The sequence below is a fragment of the Actinoplanes sp. NPDC049599 genome (assembly GCF_044465625.1).
GTDB lineage: Bacteria > Actinomycetota > Actinomycetes > Mycobacteriales > Micromonosporaceae > Actinoplanes.
Genome location: NZ_JBITLX010000033.1, coordinates 36,989 through 58,129, shown reverse-complemented (window position 1 = coordinate 58,129; position 21,141 = coordinate 36,989). Strand labels below are relative to the sequence as shown.

The following is a 21,141-nucleotide window of genomic DNA, read 5'->3' as shown; positions in this document are numbered from 1 at the left end:
GCCCTTCTGGCCCTCGCCGGCGAGGCCGCGGCGCGGTGCGGCTGAGTGCCGCTCGGTGCAGGCGGTCATGACGGAGCCACCTCTGTCATGCCCTTCTGGCCCTCGCCGGCGAGGCCGCGGCGCGGTGCGGCTGAGTGCCGCTCGGTGCAGGCGGTCATGACGGAGCCACCTCTGTCATGCCCTTCCGGCCCTCGCCGGCGAGGCCGCGGCGCGGTGCGGCTGAGTGCCGCTCGGTGCAGGCGGTCATGACGGAGCCACCTCTGTCATGCCCTTCCGGCCCTCGCCGGCGAGGCCGCGGCGCGGTGCGGCTGAGTGCCGCTCGGTGCAGGCGGTCATGACGGCCGGCCCAGCAACCAGGCCAGCAGCGCCTTCTGGGCGTGCAGGCGGTTCTCGGCCTGGTCGAAGACCGCGCTCTGGGCGCCGTCCATCACCTCGTCGGTGATCTCCTCGCCGCGGTGCGCCGGCAGGCAGTGCAGCACGATCGCGCCGGGCGCGGCGGCGGCGAGCAGCTCCTTGTTGATCTGGTACGGCCGGAACGGCGTGTGCCGGTCGATCCCGTCGGACTCCATGCCCATCGACGTCCACGCGTCGGTGGCCAGCACGTCCGCGCCGGCGGCCGCCTCCCGTGGGTCGCGCAGCACGGCGACCGAGCCACCGGCGCCGGCGGCTATCTCGGCGGCGCGTGCCACCACCGCCGGATCGGGGTCGAAGCCCTCCGGGCCGGCCACCCGCACGTGCAGGCCCGCAGTCGCGCCGGCCAGCAGGTACGAGTGGGCCATGTTGTTGGCGGCATCGCCCACATAGGTCAGGGTGCGCCCGGCGGTGCCGCCCAGCCGCTCGCGGATCGTCTGCAGGTCGGCCAGCAGCTGGCACGGGTGGAAGCCGTCGGTCAGCGCGTTGACCACCGGCACGTGCACGTCCGAGGCCAGCTCGGCGAGCCGCTCGTCGCCGGAGGTGCGGAACACGATCGCGGCCACGTACCGGGAAACGACCCGGCCGGCGTCCAGCAACGACTCGCCGCGGCCGAAGTGGGTCGCCTGGGTGTCCACCACGATCGCGTTGCCGCCCAGCTCGGGGATGCCGGTCTCGAACGACAGCCGGGTGCGCAGGCTGACCTTGTCGAAGAAGACCGCGACCGACCGCGGGCCGTCCAGCGGCCGGTAGCCGAACCGGTCCTCCTTCATCGCCGCGGCCAGGTCGAGCACCTCGGCCTGCTCGGCCGGGGACAGGTCGTCGTCACGCAGGAAGTGCCGGGTCATGGGAGCACCTCGCCGAGCGCGGTCACGAACGCCTCGGCCTGGTCGGTGGTGAGGATCAACGGCGGGGCGAGCCGGAGCACGTCCGGCTGGATCGGGTTGACCAGGAAGCCCGCCTCGCGCAGCCGGGCGGCCAGGTCGGCGGCGATCGGCTCGGTCAGCACGATGCCGAGCAGCAGCCCGGCGCCGCGCACCCCGGCGATCGCCGGATGGCCGAGGCCCTCGACGCCGCGACGGATCAGCTCGCCGACCCGCTTGACGTGGTCCAGCAGGCCCGCACCGGCGATGGTGCGGATCACCGCCAGCCCGGCCGCGCAGCTGACCGGGTTCCCGCCGAAGGTGGTGCCGTGCGAGCCGGGCTGGAACAGGTCGGCGGCCGCACCGAAGGCGATGCACGCGCCCAGCGGCAGCCCGCCGCCGAGCCCCTTGGCCAGCGTGACGACGTCCGGTTCGACGCCCTCGCTCTGGTGGTGGAACCAGTGCCCGGTGCGCCCGATGCCGGTCTGCACCTCGTCGAGCACCAGCAGGGCGCCGGCCGCGGTGCAGATCTCCCGGGCCGCGGCCAGGTAACCGGGCGGCGGCACGACCACGCCCATCTCGCCCTGGATCGGCTCGAGGATGACCATGGCGGTCGCCCCGGTGACGGCCGCGCGCAGGGCCTCGACATCGCCGTACGGGATGTGCGTGACCTCGCCCGGCAGCGGCCGGAACGGCTCCCGCTTGCCGGGCTGGCCGGTCAGCGCGAGCGCGCCCATCGTGCGGCCGTGGAAGCCGCCCTCGGCGGCGACCACGTGGGTCCGGCCGGTGAGCCGGGAGAGCTTGAACGCGGCCTCGTTCGCCTCGGCGCCGGAATTGCTGAAGATGACCCTGCCGGGGCGGCCGGCCAGCGCCAGCAGCAGCTCGGCCAGGGCCAGCGGCGGCTCGGCGATGAACAGGTTGGAGACGTGCCCCAGCGTGGCGACCTGCTGGGAGACCGCGGCGACGATGGCCGGGTGGGCGTGGCCGAGGGCGTTGACCGCGATGCCGCCGAGCAGGTCGACGTAGGACTTGCCGTCCTCGCCGACCACGACGGCGCCGGAGCCGCTGATCAGGCCGAGCGACGGCGTGCCGTAGTTGTTCATCATGCTCTGCGACCAGCGGTCGGAAAACGTCGTCATGAGGGGCTCTCCTGCTGCTTCGCTGCGCTCACGACCATCGTGCCGGATCCTTCCGAGGTGAAGACTTCGAGCAGCGTCGAGTGCGGGACGCGGCCGTCGACCACGTGCGCGGCCGGGACGCCACCCTGCACCGCCCGCAGGCACGCCTCCATCTTCGGCACCATGCCGGACTGGAGGCCGGGCAGCAGCTTCTCCAGCTCGTCGCTGCCGATTCGCGAGGTGAGCGAGGAGGTGTCGGGCCAGTTGGTGTAGAGGCCGGGCACGTCGGTGAGCACGACCAGCTTGCGGGCGCCGAGCGCCACGGCCAGCGCGGACGCGGCGGTGTCGGCGTTGACGTTGTGCACCACGCCGTCGGCATCCGGCGCCACCGAGGCGACCACCGGGATCCGCCCGGCGGCGATCAGGTCGTCCACCGCCGAGGTGTCGACCCGCGCGACGTCGCCGACGAGTCCGATGTCGACCGGCCGGCCGTCGACGACCGCGGGCCGGCGCACGGCGGTGAACAGCCGGGCGTCCTCACCGGACAGACCCACGGCGAACGGGCCGTGCTCGTTGATCAGGCCGACCAGCTCGCGGCCGACCTGGCCGACCAGCACCATCCGGACCACGTCCATCGCCTCGCCGGTAGTGACCCGCAGGCCGCCACGGAACTCGCTCGTGATGCCCAGCCGGCCCAGCATCGAGGAGATCTGCGGGCCGCCGCCGTGCACCACGACCGGCTTGATGCCGGCGTACCGGAGGAACACCATGTCCGCGGCGAAGGCCCGCTTGAGCTCCGGGTCGACCATCGCGTTGCCGCCGTACTTGATCACGACGGTGGTGCCGTGGAAGCGTTCCAGCCAGGGCAGGGTCTCGATCAGGATCGCGGCCTTGTCGGAGGCGTTCACGAGGAGTACGCCGAATTCTCGTGCACGTACGCGTGGGACAGGTCGGTGGTGCGGATCGTCGCGGACATCTCGCCCTCGTGCAGGTGCACGGTGATGGTGACGTCCCGGCCCTTCAGGTCCACCTTGGACCGGTCCTCGGCGGCGGCCCCGCCCCGGCACACCCACACGCCGTTGACCGCGACGTCGATCCGGTCCGGCACGAACGCGGCGGCGGTGGTGCCGACCGCGGCGAGGATCCGCCCCCAGTTCGGGTCGTTGCCGAACAGCGCCGTCTTGACCAGGTTGTTGCGGGCCACCGTACGGCCGACCTCGACCGCGTCGGCCTCGCTCGCCGCACCCAGCACCTCGATGGCGATGTGCTTGGTGGCGCCCTCGGCGTCGTTGATGAGCTGGCGGGCCAGGTCGTCGCAGACGGCCGTGACCGCGGCGGTCAGCTCTTCCTGGGTCGGCTGCACGTCGGAGGCGCCGCTGGCCAGCAACAGCACGGTGTCGTTGGTGGACATGCAGCCGTCGGCGTCGATCCGGTCGAAGGTCAGCCGGGTGGCCTCGCGCAGCGCGGTGTCCAGCGCCTCGGAGCCCGCCACCGCGTCGGTGGTGAGCACGACCAGCATGGTGGCCAGCGCGGGGGCGAGCATGCCGGCGCCCTTGGCCATGCCGCCGACCGACCAGCCGTGGCCCCGCGCGACCGCGTTCTTGGCCACCGTGTCGGTGGTCATGATCGCCTCCGCCGCGGCCGGCCCGCCGTCGGTGCGCAGCGCCTTGACCGCGGCGGTCACCCCGGGCAGCAGCTTGTCCATCGGCAGCAGCTCGCCGATCAGGCCGGTCGAGCAGACCGCGATGTCGCCGGCGCCGACCAGCAGCGGCTTGGGCCCGGTGCGCAGCGCGGCAGCGGTGTGCTCGGCGGTGGCGTGGGTGTCGCGGAAGCCCTGGGTGCCGGTGCAGGCGTTGGCGCCGCCGGAGTTGAGCACGACCGCCCGCAGCACACCGCCCTTGAGCACCTGCTGGCTCCACATGACGGGCGCGGCCTTGACCCGGTTGGCGGTGAACACGCCGGCCACGGTGGCGTCGGGGCCGTCGTTGACGACGACCGCGACATCCGGCCCGCCGCCGGTCTTGAGCCCGGCGGCGACGCCGCCGGCCCGGAAGCCCTTGGGAGTGGTGACGGTCACGGTGCTACTCCGAACGCCGAGAGGCCCGCTGTTTCCGGCAGGCCGAGCATGAGGTTGGCGCATTGCACGGCCTGGCCCGCGGCGCCCTTGCCGAGGTTGTCCAGGGCACTGACGACGACGATCCGGCCGGAGTCGACGTCGAGGGTGGCCTGCAGGTGACAGGAGTTGGACCCGGCGGTGGCCGCGGTGTGCGGCCAGCTGCCGGCGGGCAGGACGTGCACGAACGGTTCGTCGGCGTAGGCCGCCTGGAGCACCGCGCGCGGATCGGCGTCGCCCAGCGGCCGGGCGGTCACCGTCGCCAGGATGCCGCGCGGCATCGGGGCGAGCACCGGGGTCATCGACAGCGAGGTCGCGCCGGTGGCCTGCTTGATCTCGGGCACGTGCTGGTGCGCACCCACCTTGTACGGCGACAGGTCCCCCATCACTTCGCTGGCCAGCAGCTGCACCGAGGCGGACCGGCCGGCCCCGGAGGTGCCCGAGGAGGCGACCACCACGACGTCGGCGGGGTCGGCGACCCCGGCGGCGATCAGCGGGGCCAGGGCCAGTGCGATGGTGGCCGCGTAGCAGCCGGTGTTGGCCACCCGGTCGCTGGCGGCGATGGCGGCCCGGTGCCCCGGGAGCTCCGGCAGGCCGTAGGTCCAGGTGCCGGCGTGCGTGCCGCCGTAGTAGCGGCCCCAGGCATCGGCGTCGTGCAGGCGGAAGTCGGCGCCCAGATCGACGATCTTGACCCCGGCGGGCAGCTGGGCGGCGAGCGCCGCCGACTGCCCGTGCGGCAGCGCCAGGAAGACCAGATCGGCGTCGGCCAGGCCGGCCGGGTCGGTCGCGCCGAGGACCAGGTCCAGGCCGGTGAGCTGCGGGTGTACGGCGGCCACCGGCGTGCCCGCCTGGGTGTGCGCGGTGGCGGCGACAAGGTCCAGCTCGGGGTGCCCGGCGATCAGGCGCAGCAGCTCGCCCCCGGCGTACCCACTCGCCCCGGCGACAGCGATCCTGATTCCCATACTTACCTCCGCATGACTATGCAGGAGACGGTATCAATTCGCATAGCCATGCGGCAACCTCGAATGGTTATGCGGTCACCCGATCAGGTCGAGCCGGAAGACCGCGTCCCGGGCCAGCAGCACCCCGATGATCGCCAGCACCCAGCCCAGCGCGCCGTCCAGGTGCCGGCCCATCCAGGCGCTGACCAGCTGCAACGGCCTCTCGATCCGGCTGCCCAGGGCGGTGCGCACGCCGAGCAGCACCAGCGCGGGCAGCACCATCACCACCACGTACCCGGTGAGCAGCGCCACTCGCAACGGCGCGGCGATCTCCGCCGCGGTCAGCAGGCCGACCGCCGCCAGGTACGGCACCATCGACAGCACCTCGATGCCGGCCGCGGCGACCCCGAGCCCGACCATCGCCCGCGAGGACCCCTCGGCGGTGGACAGCCGGGCGCGCCAGCGTGTCGCCGGATCCATCCCGCCGCGCCGGGCCCGCCGGCGGCGTACCCGCTTGGGCTCGAACCGGAAGCTGAGCAGGAAGAGCCCCACGCCGAGCACCAGCTGGACCCAGCCGACGACCCGGTTGCCGTCGAGCAGGCCCCGCACCGAGCCCGCGCCGGTCATCAGCACCAGCCCGACCACGAAGTAGAAGCCCGCGACCGTGCCGAGATAGGCGAGGAACTGGCGGACCCGCAGCTTCGGCTCGAGCAGCATCCACAGCGGAATGAGCAGGGTCCCGACGCTCGTGCTGTCGACCAGGGCCAGCACCGCGAGCGCGGCGAGCAGGGTCGCGTCCACGCACCGACTCTAGGCGTGATCGGCGAAGCTCTGCTGCCCCACCACCGCCAGCAGCGCCAGCCGGTCCGCCGCCTCCGTGCCCGGCTCGGCCGTGTACGCCACGATGCGCAGGTCGCTGCCCGGCACCGTCAGCACGTCGCAGTCCAGCTCCATCGTGCCGACCTGCGGGTGGTGGACCAGCTTGCGGCCCGCGTCGTGCGGGGCGATCTCCCCGCTTTCCCAGAACGCGGCGAAGCGCTCGCTGCGGCGCAGCGCGGCGATGAGCTCCCGCAGCTGCAGGTCCGCCGGATAGCGCGCGCTGGCCGCACGCAGGTCCGCCACGATCGCGACGCCGAACGCGTGCTCCTGCTCCGGGGTCTGCTCGATCACGCCGAACGGGTCGAAGAAGTGCCGCCAGGCCACGTTACGGGCGAAGCCGCGCAGCCCGCCGGGGTCGAGCAGCAGCGCCGCCCACAGCGGGTTGGCCACGATGATGTTCCAGGCCGCGTCGTGCACCGACACCGCCGCGCCGGTCAGCCGGTCGAGCAGGCGCTGCACACCGGGCGTGATGTGGGTGGGCACGGTGCCCCGGCCGGGCGCGGCCAGCCCGGCGAGGGTGAACAGGTGCTCCCGCTCCCCGGCACTCAGCCGCAGCGCGCGGGCCAGCGCCTCGACGACCTGCCCGGACGGCGCCGTGGCGCGGCCCTGTTCGAGGCGGGTCACGTAGTCCACCGAGATGCCGGCCAGCAGCGCCAGCTCCTCCCGGCGCAGGCCCGCCGCACGGCGGTGACCGCTGGAGGGCAGCCCGGCCGCGGCCGGGGTGACCCGGTCCCGCCAGCGCCGCATCGCCTGCCCGAACTCCGCCGTCGTCATGACCCCAGTCTGCGCCGCCCGGGCCGCGGCAGCCTGGTATCGCTGGTCCCAGGAAGACCGGACGACTGCCTGCGCGGGCCGGGGGCGCCCAGATTGGGGACATGACAACGACATTGATCACCGGGGCGAACAAGGGCCTCGGCTTCGAGACCGCCCGCCGCCTCGTCGCCGCCGGGCACACCGTCTACCTGGGCAGCCGCGACCCCGAACGGGGCCGGGCCGCCGCCGAGCAGCTGGGCGCCACCCCGCTGCTCCTCGACATCACCGACGACGCCTCGGTGGCCGCGGCCGCCGAGACCGTGGCGGCCGCCGGCGGCCTGGACGTGCTGGTCAACAACGCCGCCATCGCCGGGCCGGTCACCGCCGTCGGCGAGGTCACCGGGCCGATCATGCGGGACCTGTTCGAGACCAACGTGTTCGGCGTGGTCCGGATGATGCACGCGTTCCTGCCGCTGCTGGAGAAGTCGCCGGCGCCGGTCGTGGTGAACGTCAGCAGCGGGCTCGGCTCGATCCACCGCTCCACCGACCCGGCGGCACTGGAGTCCCGGGTGCCGGCGCTGGCCTACGGGTCGTCGAAGTCGGCGGTGAACATGCTCACGGTCCGGTACGCGCAGGCGTACCAGGCCATGCGGATCAACTGCGTCGATCCGGGCTACACCGCCACCGACCTGAACGGCCACCAGGGCCACCAGACCGTCGCGCAGGGCGCGGAGATCATCGTCCGGATGGCCCGGCTCGGCCCGGACGGCCCCACCGGCACGTACGCGGACGCGGCGGGCACCCTGCCCTGGTGAGCCCTTCACTAGGGTAGGAGCATGTTCTCCGACATCGACGATGCGACCGACCGGCTGCTGGCCGCCGCCGCCCGATTGACGGACGACGACGTCCGGCAGCCGTCGCGACTGCCCGGCTGGACCCGCGGCCACGTGCTGACCCACCTGGCCCGCGGCGCCAACGCCCTGCGCAACGTCCTGCTCGACCAGCCCGCGTACGCGAGCCAGGAGTCACGGGACGCCGGCATCACCGCGGGCGCCACCCGCTCGGCGGCGGACCTGGTCGCCGACCTGGCCTCGGCCGCCGCGGCGCTGCGGGCAACGGCGATCGCGCTGCCGGCCGACCAGTGGCAGGCCGAGGTGACCGTGCCCGGCCTGCCACCGTTCCCGAAGTCGCAGGTGCTGCTGCGGCGGCTGGTCGAGCTGGAGCTGCACCACGTCGACCTGGGCATCGGCTACACCGGCGCAGACTGGCCGAAGACGTTCACGGAACTGGACCTGCCCGAGCCGATGCACACCCAGCGCGCCGAAAGACTCGCCTACAGCTAGCCGGGCGGGGACGCGGGCACCTTCATGAGCGTGACCGCCGACCGCCGGCCGCCGACCGCCGGCCCGGGTCGCGGTCGTTCCTGGGCCATCGCCTCAGCCCGCAGGCTCAAGTTCCACCATGCGGACTCGACGTCAGGACAAACCACCCTTCGCCCCTCCAGCACCCGCTCGCAGGGTGTTCACGCGCAATCTTGCGACGGAACGGTGCGGAGCGAACCGGTCGGCGTTCGCCATTCATCGCCGTCGCAACCCTCAGCGGCAGCCTTCCCGCAGATCTTGATGAGCTAAAACGTTCCAGCTACACCCCACCGCTACAAGGTCCACAACTCGCGCCCCTTTCCTCCTGAGATGAACCCCTCAACCTCCACGACCGCCAATCCCGCATACCGGATGAACCCCGGCAACGGGCTGGATCAAGGGGGGACCGTGATCCAAAAATGGCGAAAGTCGGGCGAATCGCAACTCTCCACGATCGACGCCGGCGGGCCGCAGTGCAGAGGCCGCGAGAGCGGGTGCCGCGCAAGCCCGGCCGCGCAAGCCCAGACCGCGAGAGCGAGTGCCGCGCAAGCCCAACCGCGCAAGCCCAGACCGCGAGAGCGAGTGCCGCGCAAGCCCAACCGCGCAAGCCCAACCGCGCAAGCCCAGCCGCGCAAGCCCAGCCGCGCAAGCCCAGGCCGCTGGAAGCAGGGCTCGGCGCAACCGGGGACCCGCGCAAGCCGCGGTAGATCCCCGCCCCGGCGGAGTCGACACGGCGCCAAGACGACCGCAAGGCGCCCCGCCGGGACACGGCGCAGGTCCCGCACGGCCGGTCCGGCGGGCGGCACAGGCCGCTCGCTACCGTTGCCGCAATCACCACCGTCCATGGGAGGCACCGCCGTGGGGGCAGCACGTCACATCCTGGTCACCGGGCTGATCCTGGCCGCGCTCACGAGCGGCGGCTGCGGCTCCACACCCCCAACCGACGCCGCACCACCCCCAGGCGCCCCGCCCCCGCCCGGCGGCCCACCCCCGCCCGGGGCGCCGCCGCCCGGGGCACTGCCGCCACCCGGGGCACTGCCGCCGCCCGGGGCACCGCCGCCCGGCGCCCTCCCCCCGCCGGACCGGGCCACCGCGGAGGCCTACGTCGCCGACCTGCGCCGGATCGACCCGGCCGTCGTCGGTGACGGCGACCTCCGCACGCTCGTCGACCGCGGCCTTCTGCAGTGCGCGAGCATCAAGGAGCGGCCCGGCGACCAGGCCGCACTCGTGCAGGAGACCGAGCAGCGGTTCACCGCCCCCGGGCACCCGGACGGGTTCGGCGAGGCCAAGGCGGCCCGCATCCTCGCCGTCGTGCGCGCGCGGATCTGCCCGGGATACTGACGGTGGGCGGCCCGGCGCGGCGAGCAAGGCTGATCACCATGGCTGACGAGGATCTGCTCCGCATCCGCGAGACCGCCGAGGCCGTCGACGCTATCGGCATCGAGGCGCCCAGCGTGGACAGCAGCGACCCGGACAGCTGATGCCGGACAGCTGATACCGGACAGCGGGCCCGCCCGCGAGGCCCGAACGCACAGATTCGCTCATGTTCGCGTCGGTTCCGGTACTCATTGACCAAAGATCCGACCCCTGCGGGCTCCGGTACCGGTTCCGGGCTGTGCGACACTTCCGGACGCTTGCCGATGTGTGACGTTCCGGAGGAAATTCTCGTGGCCGCTGCGGAGAAGTACCGTGATCCCTCGCTCGCCGTGGAGCAGCGCGTCGACGACCTGCTGGGCCGCATGACGCTGGCCGAGAAGGTCGGGCAGATGCTGCAGCTCGACGCGCGCGGGAACCTCAAGGACGCGGTGGACACCCGGCTGGCCGGCTCGATCCTGCACGCCTCGCCGCAGCGCATGCTGGAGGCCATCGACCTGGCCGCGAACACCCGGCTGGGCATCCCGCTGATCACCGCCGAGGACTGCATCCACGGCCACGGCTTCTGGCCCGGCGCCACGGTCTTCCCCACCCAGCTCGCCATGGCCGCCAGCTGGGACGCCGCGCTGGTCGAGCGGGTCGCCCGGGTGACCGCGATCGAGGTCTCCGCCACCGGCATCCACTGGACCTTCTCCCCCGTGCTGTGCATCGCGCGGGACCTGCGCTGGGGCCGGCTGGACGAGACCTTCGGCGAGGACCCGTTCCTGATCGGCGAGCTGGGCGCCGCGATGGTCCGCGGCTACCAGGGCGACGGGCTGACCGACCCGACCGCGATCCTGGCCTCGGCCAAGCACTTCGCCGGCTACTCCGAGACCCAGGGCGGGCGCGACGCCAGCGAGGCCGACCTGAGCCCGCGCAAGCTGCGCTCCTGGTTCCTGCCGCCGTTCGAGCGGGTGGCACGGGAGGGCTGCGCCACCTTCATGCTCGGCTACCAGTCGATGGACGGGGTGCCGATCACGCTCAACCGGTGGCTGCTCAACGACGTGCTCAAGCAGGAGTGGGGCTTCACCGGCACGCTGGTCACCGACTGGGACAACGTCGGCCGGATGGTCTGGGAGCAGAAGGTGTGCGCCGACCTGGTCGACGCCGCCGCGCAGGCGGTCCGGGCCGGCAACGACCTGGTGATGACCACGCCCGGCTTCTTCGAGGGCGCGCAGACCGCCGTCGAGCAGGGCCGGATCGCCGAGTCGGAGATCGACGCCGCGGTCCGGCGGATCCTGCGGCTCAAGTTCGAGCTGGGCCTGTTCGAGAACCCGCGCGCCCCCGACGCCGAGCGGCAGGCCGCGGTGATCGGGCACGCCGAACACGCCGCGCTCAACCTGGAGATCGCCCGCCGGTCGCTGGTGCTGCTGCGCAACGACGGCACCCTGCCGCTGGCCGGCGGCCTGGTCGCGGGCCCGGACGGCCGCGCCGCGGACCCCGGCACGCCGCGGACCGTCGCCGTCATCGGCCCGAACGCGGACGCGCCGCAGTCCCAGCTCGGCGACTGGGCCGGCGCCTCCGGCCAGGTCGACTGGATGCCCGACGGCCAGCCGCGCGAGCTGATCGAGACCGTGCTGGACGGCTTCCGGGCCGTCGCCCCGGCCGGCTGGACCATCACCACCGCGCTCGGCGCCGAGATCGAGCGGCTGGTGCCGGACCCGGCCGGCGCGACCTACCCGGACGGCCAGCCGCGGCCGCCGATCTCCGAGCCGGCCACCGCCGACCCCGCCATGATCGCCGAGGCGGTGGCCGCCGCGCGGGCCGCCGACTACGCGGTCGTGGTGGTCGGTGACACCGTCGCGCTCACCGGCGAGAGCCGGTCCACCGCGACGCTGGAGCTGCAGGGCGGCCAGATCGCGCTGCTGGACGCGCTCGCCGCCACCGCCACCCCGGTGATCCTGGTGCTGCTGAACTCCAAGCCGACCGCGCTGCCGCCGTCCGCGCTGGCGTCGGCGGCCATCGTGCAGGCGTTCAACCCGGGCATGCGCGGCGGGCGAGCGCTGGCGGAGCTGCTGCTCGGGCTGGTGGAGCCGACCGGCCGGCTGCCGATCTCGGCCGCCCGGCACGTCGGCCAGCAGCCGGTCTACTACAACCAGATCCGCGGCCAGCACGGCACCCGCTACGCCGACCTGACCCAGGACCCGCTGTTCGCCTTCGGCGAGGGCCTGAGCTACACCACGATCGAGTACTCCGGCCTGACCGTCGCGCAGCCCGAGGTGGCGGCCGACGGCACGGTACGGGCCACCGTCCGGCTGACCAACACCGGCAGCCGCCCGGCGCTGGAGACCGTCCAGGTCTACATCAGCGACCTGGTCACCAGCGTCACCTGGGCGGGCCGCGAGCTGAAGGCGTACCGGCAGGTGCTGGTGCCGGCGGGCGAGAGCGTCACGGTCGAGCTGGCGGTGCCCGCGGCGGACTGTTCGCTGGTCACCGCCGACGCCCGCCGGGTCGTCGAGCCCGGCGAGTTCGACCTGCTGGTGGGCCCGGACTCGCGGCCGGCGAGCCTGCTCAGCGCCCGGTTCCGGATCGGCTGAGCGCTGCGGGCGGCGCCCGACCGGGCCCGGGCGGCGCTGTTCCGCCAGCCGCAGGGCGCGCCGGCGAACCTGTGCGCGTTCCGGCTGGACCGGCGGCTGACCGGGCTGGTGGTCAACCACCGCCCGGCCGTGCCGCGCGAGGACTACGACGCGCTACGGGCGGTGCTGCCCGACGTCGGCCGGCACGGGCTGGCCGCCTCGAACCGGGACGGCCACGCCGACTTCGCGGCGCACCTGGCCGGCCGGGTCGCCTGGGTGGCGCACCGCCACCCGGCCCGCGCCGCGAAGCTGCACCGCCTGCTGCGGGCCGCCGGCGTGGCTACGATGACCGAGCGCGGGAGCTGCTCAGCCGGCTCCGGCGGAGAGGACTGAGATGACCCGGATCGCGGTGACCGGCGGAAGTGGCAAGCTGGGACGGGCGGTGATCGCGGACCTGGCCGCGCACGGCAACGAGGTGGTCAACCTCGACGTCGCGGCGCCGCGGCCCGCCCTCAGGATCGACCTCACCGACTACGGGCAGACCGTCGAGGCGCTCACCGCCATCGACGACCGCTACGACAAGATCGACGCGGTGGTGCACCTGGCGGCGATCCCGGCGCCCGGGCTGCTGCCGAACGCGGCGACCTTCCAGAACAACATCACCGCCAGCTACCACGTGTTCTCCGCCGCGCGGCTGGCCGGGATCACCAACGTGGTGTGGGCGTCCAGCGAGACCGTGCTCGGGTTGCCGTTCACCACGCCGCCGCCGTACATCCCGGTCGACGAGGCCTACCCGGCCCGGCCCGAGTCGACGTACTCGCTGGTCAAGCACCTCGAGGAGACGATGGCCGCGCAGTTCTGCCGGTGGAACCCGGAGCTGAAGATGATCGGGCTGCGGTTCTCCAACGTGATGGACCCGGAGGACTACGCCGAGTTCCCGTCCTTCGACGCGGACCCGCGCAGCCGCAGCTGGAACCTATGGGGCTACATCGACGCCCGCGACGGGGCGCAGGCGGTGCGTAAGGCGCTGGCGTACGACACGCCGGGCGCCGACGTGTTCGTGATCGCCAACGCCGACACCGTGATGAGCCGCTCCAGTGCCTCGCTGGCGGCGGAGGTGTTTCCCGGCGTACCGGTGACCAAGGAGCTCGGGGAGCACGAGACGCTGCTGTCGATCGACAAGGCCCGCCGGGTCCTGGGCTACGAGCCGGAGCACAGCTGGCGCGACGCGCCGCGGCCTAGCTGAACCGGGCCGCGGCCAGCGGCCGCAGCCGGAAGCCGAGTTTCCGGTAGGTCCGGATCGCCGCGACGTTGGCGTTGTCGACCAGCAGCGCGACCCGGCTCCGGTCCCGGATCAGCTCCGCGGTGAGGAAGGCGCAGAGCGCGCGGCCCAGGCCGCGGCCCCGGGCGCTCGCCCGGGTCGCCACCCCGGCGACAAAACCGATCTCCGGTACGGACCAAGCCTCGGCGCCCACGGCGAGCAGCGTCCCGCCGGCGTCGCGCAGCCCGGCCCAGCGCCGCACGCCGGAGTAACCGGGTTTCGCCCACGAGCCCGGGTGCTCGGCCTTCAGCAGCGCGCTGACCTCGGGAATCTCGGCCTCGCTCAGCCAGTGCGGCGGTGCTGGCGTCGCGGGCGGGGCGGGCGCCGGTCCGGTCGTGTCCATCCAGCCGAACCGGGCCACCGGCGCGAACCCGTCGAGCCGCGCGACGAGCGCGTCGATCAGGGCCGCGTCCGCGACCGGGTTGAGGTCCAGGACCTGCGGCCGGATCCGCCGCAGCAGCTCGGCGACGTCGTCCGGGCTGCCGCGCAGCGCCAGCCGGTCGCGGCGGGAGACGTCCCGGCAGGCGACGGCGGCGGCGTCGCCGTGCGCCCAGGCCCGGGCGCCGGTACGCATGTCCTGCGCGGCCCAGAGCAGCAACGGATCGTCGGCTTCGGTGATGCGGTCCAAGGTGATCATCACCGACTATGCTGCGCGACGGGGGTTGACCTCGGCTGACATGGTGACCGGGTGGTCAAGGTCTGGTTCCGGCGTTCCGTGGTGTCCGGCGCACTCTGCCTGGCGGCCGTGGTCCTCGCCATGGCGGCCGGCGACCTCTGGGTCCGCGCCGCCGCCCACGGCCACGTCTACGCCGAGGCCGCCGTGCCCGCGGCCCCGGTCGCCCTGGTGCTCGGCGCCGAGGTGTATCCCGACGGCAACCCGTCGCCGTTCCTGGCGGCGCGGCTGGAGATCGCCCGCCGGCTGCTCGCCGCCGGCAAGGTACGGGCCATCCTGGTCTCCGGCGACCACATGGACTGGGGCTACAACGAGCCGGGCGCGATGTTCCAGTGGCTGGTCGACCGTGGGGTGCCCAGCCAGCGGATCGTGCTGGACCACGCGGGCTTCGACACGTACGACTCGTGCGCCCGGGCCCGCGCGGTGTTCGGGGTGAGCGAGGCCATCGTGGTGACCCAGAGCTATCACATCGACCGCGCGGTGGCCTTGTGCCGGCGGCTGGGCGTCACCGCCACCGGGGTCGGCGACGACACCGTGCGGATCTACCGGGAGCCGTGGCGCAACAGCGTGATCCGCGAGCGCGGCGCCGTGGTCAAGGCGCTCGGCGACGTGCTCTCCGGCCGCGACCCGGTCTTCCTCGGCCCGCTGGAGCCCGGCGTCGAGGTGGCGCTGCACGGCTGATCCGGCCCGGGGCGGGCCCGGTGGCACCGGTGTGCAATGTTCTGCTCATGCCGTCACGCCTGCCCCGACTGCTCGCCGCCACCGGCCTCGCGGTCTCCGTGCTCACCCTCGCCACCGCCTGCTCGCAGACGTCGTCCCAGGACAAGAACGGCGCCGCGCCGGCGACCGCGCCCGGCTCCACCGCCCAGTTCGGCGACGGCCCGGCGCCCGACGCGACCGGCACGCCGGCCGCCACCGCGACGAAGGCGCCGAAGCCGGCGGCCGTGCTGGACGACGGGCGGTGGCCCGGCTTCGTCAAGGACACCGGCGCCGGCACCGTCTCCATGGACCTGGTGGAGTTCCTCACCGGCGACGCCGCCGCCAAGGCCTGGCAGAAGAAGTACCCGGACTCCGAGCAGGACACGCCGGACAACGACTACTTCATCGTCAACGACAACACCAAGGTGCGGAAGCTGACGCTCGCCTCCGCCGTCGAGGTCAAGGTGGTCGGCGACGACGGCCCGGAGGCGGACACCACGCTCGCCGCGGCCGACCTCGGCAAGCACTTCGGCGACCAGCTCGGCAGCACGCTGTTCTGGTTCACCGTCAAGCAGGGCAAGGTGACGAAGATCGAGCAGCAGTTCCTGCCCTGACCGGGCGCGGTGGTGCGGCTGGCCGCACCACCGGACACCGGCTGGCACCGATGTCAGCGGCGGCGGCGCCGAGCAGGCTGACCGGATGGAATCAGCGCTGGAACTCCACGACGTCTCACGCGTCTTCGCCCGGGGGATCGTCGCCCTGCGGCAGGTGTCGCTGTCGGTGCGCGGCGGCGAGTTCGTCGCCGTCATGGGCGCGACCGGCTCGGGCAAGAGCACGCTGCTGCACTGCGCGGCCGGGCTGGACCGGCCCAGCTCCGGCTCGGTGCGGCTGGCCGGCCGGGAGATCAGCCGGCTGCGGGAACGGCCGCTCACCCGCTGGCGGCGCGACCGGGTGGGCTTCGTCTTCCAGTCCTACAACCTGCTCTCCGAGCTGACCGTACGGCAGAACGTGGCGCTGCCCGGCCGGCTCGGCGCCCCTCGGACCCGCGACCTCGAGCAGGTGCTGGCGTCGGTCGGGCTCGCCGGCGCCGGTCCGCGGCCGGTGGGTGAGCTCTCCGGCGGGCAACGCCAGCGGGTGGCGATCGCCCGGGCGCTCGTCACCCGGCCCGCGGTGATCTTCGCCGACGAGCCGACCGGCGCGCTCGACCCGACCACCGGCGGGCAGATCCTGCGGCTGCTGCGCGAGGCGGCCGACCGGGACGGGGTGACCGTGCTGATGGTGACGCACGACCCGGTGGCGGCGGCCTGGAGCGACCGGCTGGTGCTGCTGCGCGCGGGCACCGTCGCCGGGGACGCGGCCACCCCGGCCGCCCCGGTCATCGCCGACCGCCTGCACGCCGTCTCCACGGCGGTGCCGGCGTGATCCGGCAGGCGTTGCGCGGCAACCCGTGGGCGTTCCTCGGGCCGTTCTCCACCCAGCTGCTGGCCGCCGCGCTGGTCGCGGCCGGGCTGGGGATCACCACCTCGCTCGGCCGGGCCCCGCTGGACGCCGCCGCCCGGCGCGCGCTGACCGACAGCGGCCTCGCCGACATGGCGGTCATCTTCGTGCTGGTGGCGGTCTACCTGTCGATCATCATCGTCGGCGTCACGATGGCCGCCACCGTCGCCCAGCAGGCCCGCGACCTCGCGCTGGTCCGCGCGATCGGCGCCACCCCGGGCCGGGTCCGGCGCGCGGTGGCCGCGCAGGCCGCGCTCGTCGCCGTGCCCGCGACGCTGCTCGGGGTGCCGCTGGGCGGCCTCGGCGGCCGGGCCTGGATCCACGGCGTCGTCACCCACGACCTCGCCCCGGCCGCCGTGACCTACCACGGGCACCCGGCCGCCCTGCCGATCGCGCTGGCCGTCACCGTCGGCACCTCGCTGGCGGGCGCCCTGCTCGCCGCGATCCGCCCCTCCCGCATGCGGCCCGCCGCGGCGCTGGCCGAGGCGGGCGCGCCCCGGCGGCGGATCGGCGGGGTCCGCACGATCGCCGGGCTGGTCCTGGTCGCCGGCGGCACCGGGCTCTCGGTGTCCATCGCCGGCCTGGACGCGGCGACCGCCGACGCGCTGGCGCTGTTCGTCATGCTCGCGCTGTGCGTGGGCGCCGGCCTGCTCGGTCCGGCCCTGCTCCGGGTGGCCGCGCTGGCCGGGCGGGCGTTCGGCGACACCGGCCGGCTGGCCGGCGACACCATCGGCGTGCGGGCGAAGGCGCTCTCCGGGGCGCTGGTGCCGCTCACCCTGGCCGTCGCGTTCACCGCCATCAAGGTGATCATCCTGAAGACCGCCGAGCACCGGACCGGCGCCGCGCCGCCGGCGGCCGACCGGTGGCTGGAATATTCCGGTACGGCGATCTACGTCGCGTTCGCGGCGGTGGCGGCCGTCAACACGCTGGTCACCGTCGTCCTGTCCCGGCGCCGGGACCTGGCGGTCATCCAGCTCGCCGGGGCCACCCGGCGGCGCGCGCTGGCCGTCGTGATCTGCGAGGCTCTGCTGGTGACCGGTACCGCCCTGGTGGTCGGCGCGGCGGTGGCCGCGACGACAACGCTGCCGATGCTGCACACGGCGCTGGGCACCTGGACGCCGTGGGTGCCGGTGGGCTGGGTGGTCACCGGGGTGCTCGGCACGGCGGGCCTGGTGCTGGCCGGGACCGCGCTGCCGGCCGCGCTGGCGATGCGCCGCCCGCCGATCGAGGTGGTCGGGTGATCGTGCTGCGGGCGTGGCTGACCGGGCGGGTCTGGCGGGAGCTGGCCTACCTGGTCTCCGGCGTGTTCGTCGGCCTGCCGGCCTTCGTGCTGGCGCTGGTCGGGGTCGTGGCCGCCGCGGCCTCGGTGCTGACCGTCGGGCTGCCGCTGCTGGTCGGGGTGCTGGCCCTGGCCCGGCTCGCCCCGGGCTGGTTCCGCGGGCCGGCCCGGCGGCTGCTGGGCTGGGACTGGGCCGACCCGCCGCCGCTGCCCGCCCGCACCTTCTGGGGCCGGGTCCGGGCGCTGCCCGGCGACCCCACCGCGTGGCGCGCGCTGGCCTACTGCCTGGCCCACTGGCCGCTGATGCTGGCCGGGGCGTACCCGGGCCTGATCTGCGTGGTGCTCGCGCCGCTCGGCCTCACCTATCCACTGTGGTGGCTGCTGCCCTGGGACTTCCCCGCGTTCGACGGCGACACCTGGGCCGACACCTGGTGGGTCGCGCTGCAGGGGGTAGCGCTGCTGCTCGCGACGCCCTGGTGGCTGCGCCTGATCGTGCTGCTGGACCGGCTCCTCGTCCGGGGCCTGCTGCACCCGAGCCGGTCCCAGCGGCGCATCGCGGAGCTGGAGGCGGGCCGGGCGGCCCTGCAGTCGGACGCCGCGGCGCTGCTCCGCCGCGTCGAACGCGACCTGCACGACGGTACGCAGGCCCGGCTGGTCGCGCTCGGCCTGACCCTGTCCCGGATCGAGAGCCGCAGCGACCAGGAACCGGTACGCGCACTCGCCGCCGACGCCCGCGGCACGGTCACCGAGGCACTGGCCGAGCTGCGCGACATCGTCCGCGGCATGCACCCGCCGGCGTTGGACGACGGCCTGGAGGTCGCGCTGACCACGCTGGCGGCACGCAGTGCGGTGCCCGCCGAGGTGACCGTGGCGCTGCGTGGCCGGCCGCCGGACGCGACCGCCTCGGCGCTGTACTTCGCGGTGGCGGAGCTGCTGACCAACGTCGCCCGGCACGCGGGCGCCACCCGGGTGCGCATCGACCTGCGTACCGTGGACGACGGCCTGCGCCTGGCGGTGACCGACAACGGCCGCGGGGGCGCGACGGCCGGCCCGCCCGGTTCCGGGCCGTCGGGCACCGGGCTGGCCGGGCTGACCCGGCGGGCGGCCGCGCTGGACGGCTCGCTGAGCGTCGACTCCCCCGCAGGCGGCCCGACGACCGTCACCATGGTGCTGCCCGAACGGGCCGGACGGCTCCCGTGATTGATCAAGCGATCGGAGGCTGACAGTGCGCGTGGCCATCGCCGAGGACAACCCGCTGCTGCGCGACGGCATCACGCTGCTGCTCGGCGAGCACGGCATCGAGGTGACCGCCGCGGTCCCGGACGCCGCCGGGCTGCTGGCCGCGGTCGCCGCCGACCCGCCCGACGCCGCCGTCGTGGACGTGCGGATGCCGCCCACGTTCACCGACGAGGGGCTGCGGGCGGCGTTGACGATCCGGTCGGCGTACCCGGGGGTCGGGGTTCTGGTCTTCTCCCAATGGGTCGAGACCAGTTACGCGCGGCAGCTGCTCTCGGAGCAGGCGGGCCGCGTCGGTTACCTGCTCAAGGACCGGATCGTCAGCACCGGCGAGTTCGTCGGCGCGTTGCGCCGGGTCGCGGACGGCGGCACCGCGCTGGATCCCGAGGTGGTCCGGCAGCTGCTCGCCGCGCCCGCGGTCGACGCCGGGCTGGCCCGGCTCAGCGACCGGGAGCGCGAGATCCTCGGGCTGCTCGCCGAGGGACGCTCCAACGTGGCCATCGCGGAGGCGCTGCACCTGGTGGAACGCAGCGTCGAGAAGCACGTCACCGCGATCTTCACCAAGCTCGACCTGCCGCCGGCCCGCACCGACCACCGCCGGGTGCTGGCCGTGCTGCGATTTCTCCGGTCATGAGCGGGCATGGTGTACCTTGCCCACGCCTATTTGCCCGTCCATAAAGGGAGAACGATGTCAACCAGCATGTCCCGCCGTTCGGCACTCGGTCTCGGCGCCGCCGCCGCGGTCGCTGGAGTCGGCGTGAGCAGCCCCGCCCAGGCCGCGGCGCCCGGCCCGGCGACCATCGCCAAGGTCTACCGGCGTGAGAAGGCCAAGGTGGGCGGCCTCTGGCACACCCACATCGCGGCGGTGGACGGCACCGGCGCGATCACCCCGATCGTCGAGGACGACGCCGATCACGTCACCTTCGGCTACAGCGTGCAGAAGCTGGCCGTGGCGACCGCGGTCATGGACAAGATCGACCGGGGGCAGCTCACCCTGGGCACCAAGCTGGATCTGCAGGCCGACATCATCCTGGGCGGCTCGGGCATCTACCACCTGCACCGGGTGTGGGGCGACGAGATCACCGTGGCGAACTTCCTGACCGCGATGCTGCTGGTCTCGGACAACACCGCGGTGCGGATGTGCGGCCGGCTGGTGCCGGCCCTGGAGATCAACGAGATCCTGGCGGCCAAGGGCTTCGTGCACACCCGGGTCATCCCGGTGGCGAACCCGAACCGCTTCTACCTCGGCACGACCACGCCCCGCGAGATGCACGACCTGCTGTGGCGGCTGGCCACCAAGACGCTGCTGAAGCCGGAGTCCTGCGACTTCCTGCTGAGCATCACCCGCTGGGTGAACGGCTACCACGACGGCGTCCGCCGGGTGATGTCGTCCAAGGAGCGCGAACGCATCGCGACGAAGTACGGCGCCGACTTCAACGACCTGGGCGAGTCCCGGCACGAGGCCGGCATCATGTTCAGCACGGACGGGGTGCCGCTGCTGACGTACGCGATGTTCGCCGAAGGGCTGGGCGACCCGGAGAACTACGGCGCGACCCACCCGGCGGTCGAGGCGCACGCCAAGATCGGCCGGGTCATGCTGGACAACCTGCCGGCGGTCCCGGCGACGGCCAAGGCCCGCTCGGCGGTGCCGCGCACCCTGCCGAAGCCGTTCCACCCGGTCAGCGGCGGCTGAGCCCGCCCGGGGGGCCACGGCGTGCCGTGGCCCCCGTTGTCCGCCGGCACCGGCACCGCGACAATGCGCCGCGATGATCTCTTCTGCGGAGCTCCTGGCCCTGCACGACGAGCAGGTCCGCGGCACGGTCGCCGACCGGATGCCGGACAACTGGGCCGCCGCCTGGGACGGCCCGGCCCTGCGGGTCACCACCCCGGCGCAGGGCATGGTGCTCGCCCGCGACCTCGGCGACCTGTCCGGTGCCGAGCTGGACGCGCTGATCGTCCGCACCCGCGACTTCTTCGCCGCGCGCGGCGAGGCGGTGAACCGGAGACCGGCGTAGCCCGTCGACATCCGACATCGATGGGCATGGACATCTCGTCCGGTGTGGACAAG

General features: G+C 74.0%; 22 protein-coding genes. 14 read left to right on the top strand and 8 right to left on the bottom strand.

Annotated features, from left to right (window positions below; genetic code table 11):
* Window positions 1-332: 332 nt before the first annotated feature.
* From argF to ACIBQZ_RS37175, 7 genes are all read right to left on the bottom strand, one after another.
* Window positions 333-1,259 (bottom strand): ornithine carbamoyltransferase, encoded by a 927-nt coding sequence (gene argF / locus ACIBQZ_RS37205; RefSeq protein ID WP_396093594.1) that lies wholly within the window; start codon window positions 1,257-1,259, stop codon window positions 333-335.
* On the bottom strand, window positions 1,256-2,413 hold the full coding sequence (locus ACIBQZ_RS37200) for an acetylornithine transaminase (RefSeq protein ID WP_396093593.1): 1,158 nt from the start codon (window positions 2,411-2,413) through the stop codon (window positions 1,256-1,258). The genes argF and ACIBQZ_RS37200 overlap by 4 nt, the downstream gene beginning before the upstream one ends.
* A complete protein-coding gene (gene argB, locus ACIBQZ_RS37195) occupies window positions 2,410-3,300 on the bottom strand; it encodes an acetylglutamate kinase (protein ID WP_396093592.1) in 891 nt (296 codons plus the stop codon). Before argB ends, ACIBQZ_RS37200 begins: the two co-directional genes overlap by 4 nt.
* Window positions 3,297-4,469, bottom strand: a complete 1,173-nt coding sequence (gene argJ / locus ACIBQZ_RS37190) for a bifunctional glutamate N-acetyltransferase/amino-acid acetyltransferase ArgJ (RefSeq protein WP_396093591.1) — start codon at window positions 4,467-4,469, stop codon at window positions 3,297-3,299. The genes argB and argJ overlap by 4 nt, the downstream gene beginning before the upstream one ends.
* The gene (gene argC / locus ACIBQZ_RS37185; RefSeq protein WP_396093590.1) at window positions 4,466-5,467 is read right to left on the bottom strand and encodes an N-acetyl-gamma-glutamyl-phosphate reductase; all 1,002 of its coding nucleotides are present in this window, start codon (window positions 5,465-5,467) and stop codon (window positions 4,466-4,468) included. The genes argJ and argC overlap by 4 nt, the downstream gene beginning before the upstream one ends.
* A 75-nt stretch (window positions 5,468-5,542) precedes the next feature.
* A complete protein-coding gene (locus ACIBQZ_RS37180) occupies window positions 5,543-6,247 on the bottom strand; it encodes a GAP family protein (protein ID WP_396093589.1) in 705 nt (234 codons plus the stop codon).
* 9 nt (window positions 6,248-6,256) lie between these two features.
* Window positions 6,257-7,099: a helix-turn-helix transcriptional regulator gene (locus ACIBQZ_RS37175; protein WP_396093588.1), complete on the bottom strand. Its 843-nt coding sequence runs from the start codon at window positions 7,097-7,099 to the stop codon at window positions 6,257-6,259.
* Window positions 7,100-7,200: 101 nt separating this feature from the next.
* Here ACIBQZ_RS37175 and ACIBQZ_RS37170 point away from each other — a divergent pair, with 101 nt between their 5' ends.
* From ACIBQZ_RS37170 to ACIBQZ_RS37145, 6 genes are all read left to right on the top strand, one after another.
* Complete coding sequence (locus ACIBQZ_RS37170; RefSeq protein ID WP_396093587.1) at window positions 7,201-7,893, top strand: SDR family NAD(P)-dependent oxidoreductase; 693 nt, start codon at window positions 7,201-7,203, stop codon at window positions 7,891-7,893.
* 21 nt (window positions 7,894-7,914) lie between these two features.
* Window positions 7,915-8,421, top strand: a complete 507-nt coding sequence (locus tag ACIBQZ_RS37165; protein ID WP_396093586.1) for a maleylpyruvate isomerase family mycothiol-dependent enzyme — start codon at window positions 7,915-7,917, stop codon at window positions 8,419-8,421.
* Window positions 8,422-9,297: 876 nt separating this feature from the next.
* The gene (locus ACIBQZ_RS37160; RefSeq protein ID WP_396093585.1) at window positions 9,298-9,780 is read left to right on the top strand and encodes a hypothetical protein; all 483 of its coding nucleotides are present in this window, start codon (window positions 9,298-9,300) and stop codon (window positions 9,778-9,780) included.
* Window positions 9,781-10,106: 326 nt separating this feature from the next.
* Window positions 10,107-12,389, top strand: a complete 2,283-nt coding sequence (locus ACIBQZ_RS37155; protein ID WP_396093584.1) for a glycoside hydrolase family 3 N-terminal domain-containing protein — start codon at window positions 10,107-10,109, stop codon at window positions 12,387-12,389.
* A 129-nt stretch (window positions 12,390-12,518) separates the two neighbouring features.
* Window positions 12,519-12,761 carry a hypothetical protein gene (locus ACIBQZ_RS37150; RefSeq protein WP_396093583.1) on the top strand — a complete coding sequence of 81 codons (243 nt, stop codon included), beginning with the start codon at window positions 12,519-12,521 and terminating at the stop codon, window positions 12,759-12,761.
* 1 nt (window position 12,762) lies between these two features.
* Window positions 12,763-13,614, top strand: a complete 852-nt coding sequence (locus ACIBQZ_RS37145) for an NAD-dependent epimerase/dehydratase family protein (RefSeq protein ID WP_396093582.1) — start codon at window positions 12,763-12,765, stop codon at window positions 13,612-13,614.
* Here ACIBQZ_RS37145 and ACIBQZ_RS37140 read toward each other — a convergent pair.
* Window positions 13,607-14,326, bottom strand: a complete 720-nt coding sequence (locus tag ACIBQZ_RS37140; protein ID WP_396093581.1) for a GNAT family N-acetyltransferase — start codon at window positions 14,324-14,326, stop codon at window positions 13,607-13,609. The genes ACIBQZ_RS37145 and ACIBQZ_RS37140 overlap by 8 nt on opposite strands.
* Before the next feature lie 51 nt (window positions 14,327-14,377).
* Here ACIBQZ_RS37140 and ACIBQZ_RS37135 point away from each other — a divergent pair, with 51 nt between their 5' ends.
* From ACIBQZ_RS37135 to ACIBQZ_RS37100, 8 genes are all read left to right on the top strand, one after another.
* Complete coding sequence (locus tag ACIBQZ_RS37135) at window positions 14,378-15,043, top strand: vancomycin high temperature exclusion protein (protein WP_396093580.1); 666 nt, start codon at window positions 14,378-14,380, stop codon at window positions 15,041-15,043.
* A gap of 47 nt (window positions 15,044-15,090) precedes the next feature.
* Window positions 15,091-15,675 carry a hypothetical protein gene (locus ACIBQZ_RS37130; RefSeq protein ID WP_396093579.1) on the top strand — a complete coding sequence of 195 codons (585 nt, stop codon included), beginning with the start codon at window positions 15,091-15,093 and terminating at the stop codon, window positions 15,673-15,675.
* 85 nt (window positions 15,676-15,760) lie between these two features.
* On the top strand, window positions 15,761-16,483 hold the full coding sequence (locus ACIBQZ_RS37125; RefSeq protein WP_396093578.1) for an ABC transporter ATP-binding protein: 723 nt from the start codon (window positions 15,761-15,763) through the stop codon (window positions 16,481-16,483).
* Window positions 16,480-17,799, top strand: coding sequence for an FtsX-like permease family protein (locus ACIBQZ_RS37120; RefSeq protein WP_396093577.1), 1,320 nt, complete (start codon window positions 16,480-16,482; stop codon window positions 17,797-17,799). The genes ACIBQZ_RS37125 and ACIBQZ_RS37120 overlap by 4 nt, the downstream gene beginning before the upstream one ends.
* Complete coding sequence (locus ACIBQZ_RS37115) at window positions 17,796-19,037, top strand: sensor histidine kinase (protein WP_396093576.1); 1,242 nt, start codon at window positions 17,796-17,798, stop codon at window positions 19,035-19,037. Before ACIBQZ_RS37120 ends, ACIBQZ_RS37115 begins: the two co-directional genes overlap by 4 nt.
* A 25-nt stretch (window positions 19,038-19,062) precedes the next feature.
* Window positions 19,063-19,707, top strand: a complete 645-nt coding sequence (locus ACIBQZ_RS37110; protein ID WP_396093575.1) for a response regulator — start codon at window positions 19,063-19,065, stop codon at window positions 19,705-19,707.
* A 123-nt stretch (window positions 19,708-19,830) separates the two neighbouring features.
* Complete coding sequence (locus ACIBQZ_RS37105) at window positions 19,831-20,766, top strand: serine hydrolase (RefSeq protein ID WP_396093574.1); 936 nt, start codon at window positions 19,831-19,833, stop codon at window positions 20,764-20,766.
* A gap of 73 nt (window positions 20,767-20,839) precedes the next feature.
* Window positions 20,840-21,088: a hypothetical protein gene (locus ACIBQZ_RS37100; protein WP_396093573.1), complete on the top strand. Its 249-nt coding sequence runs from the start codon at window positions 20,840-20,842 to the stop codon at window positions 21,086-21,088.
* Window positions 21,089-21,141: the final 53 nt, after the last annotated feature.

What these genes read in the sequence shown, in the direction of transcription:
- argF (WP_396093594.1), bottom strand. Translation starts at nt 1,259, where the DNA reads ATGACCCGGCACTTCCTGCGTGACGACGACCTGTCCCCGGCCGAGCAG.
- ACIBQZ_RS37200 (WP_396093593.1), bottom strand. Translation starts at nt 2,413, where the DNA reads ATGACGACGTTTTCCGACCGCTGGTCGCAGAGCATGATGAACAACTAC.
- argC (WP_396093590.1), bottom strand. Translation starts at nt 5,467, where the DNA reads ATGGGAATCAGGATCGCTGTCGCCGGGGCGAGTGGGTACGCCGGGGGC.
- ACIBQZ_RS37175 (WP_396093588.1), bottom strand. Translation starts at nt 7,099, where the DNA reads ATGACGACGGCGGAGTTCGGGCAGGCGATGCGGCGCTGGCGGGACCGG.
- ACIBQZ_RS37170 (WP_396093587.1), top strand. Translation starts at nt 7,201, where the DNA reads ATGACAACGACATTGATCACCGGGGCGAACAAGGGCCTCGGCTTCGAG.
- ACIBQZ_RS37165 (WP_396093586.1), top strand. Translation starts at nt 7,915, where the DNA reads ATGTTCTCCGACATCGACGATGCGACCGACCGGCTGCTGGCCGCCGCC.
- ACIBQZ_RS37145 (WP_396093582.1), top strand. Translation starts at nt 12,763, where the DNA reads ATGACCCGGATCGCGGTGACCGGCGGAAGTGGCAAGCTGGGACGGGCG.
- ACIBQZ_RS37140 (WP_396093581.1), bottom strand. Translation starts at nt 14,326, where the DNA reads ATGATCACCTTGGACCGCATCACCGAAGCCGACGATCCGTTGCTGCTC.
- ACIBQZ_RS37130 (WP_396093579.1), top strand. Translation starts at nt 15,091, where the DNA reads ATGCCGTCACGCCTGCCCCGACTGCTCGCCGCCACCGGCCTCGCGGTC.
- ACIBQZ_RS37125 (WP_396093578.1), top strand. Translation starts at nt 15,761, where the DNA reads ATGGAATCAGCGCTGGAACTCCACGACGTCTCACGCGTCTTCGCCCGG.
- ACIBQZ_RS37100 (WP_396093573.1), top strand. Translation starts at nt 20,840, where the DNA reads ATGATCTCTTCTGCGGAGCTCCTGGCCCTGCACGACGAGCAGGTCCGC.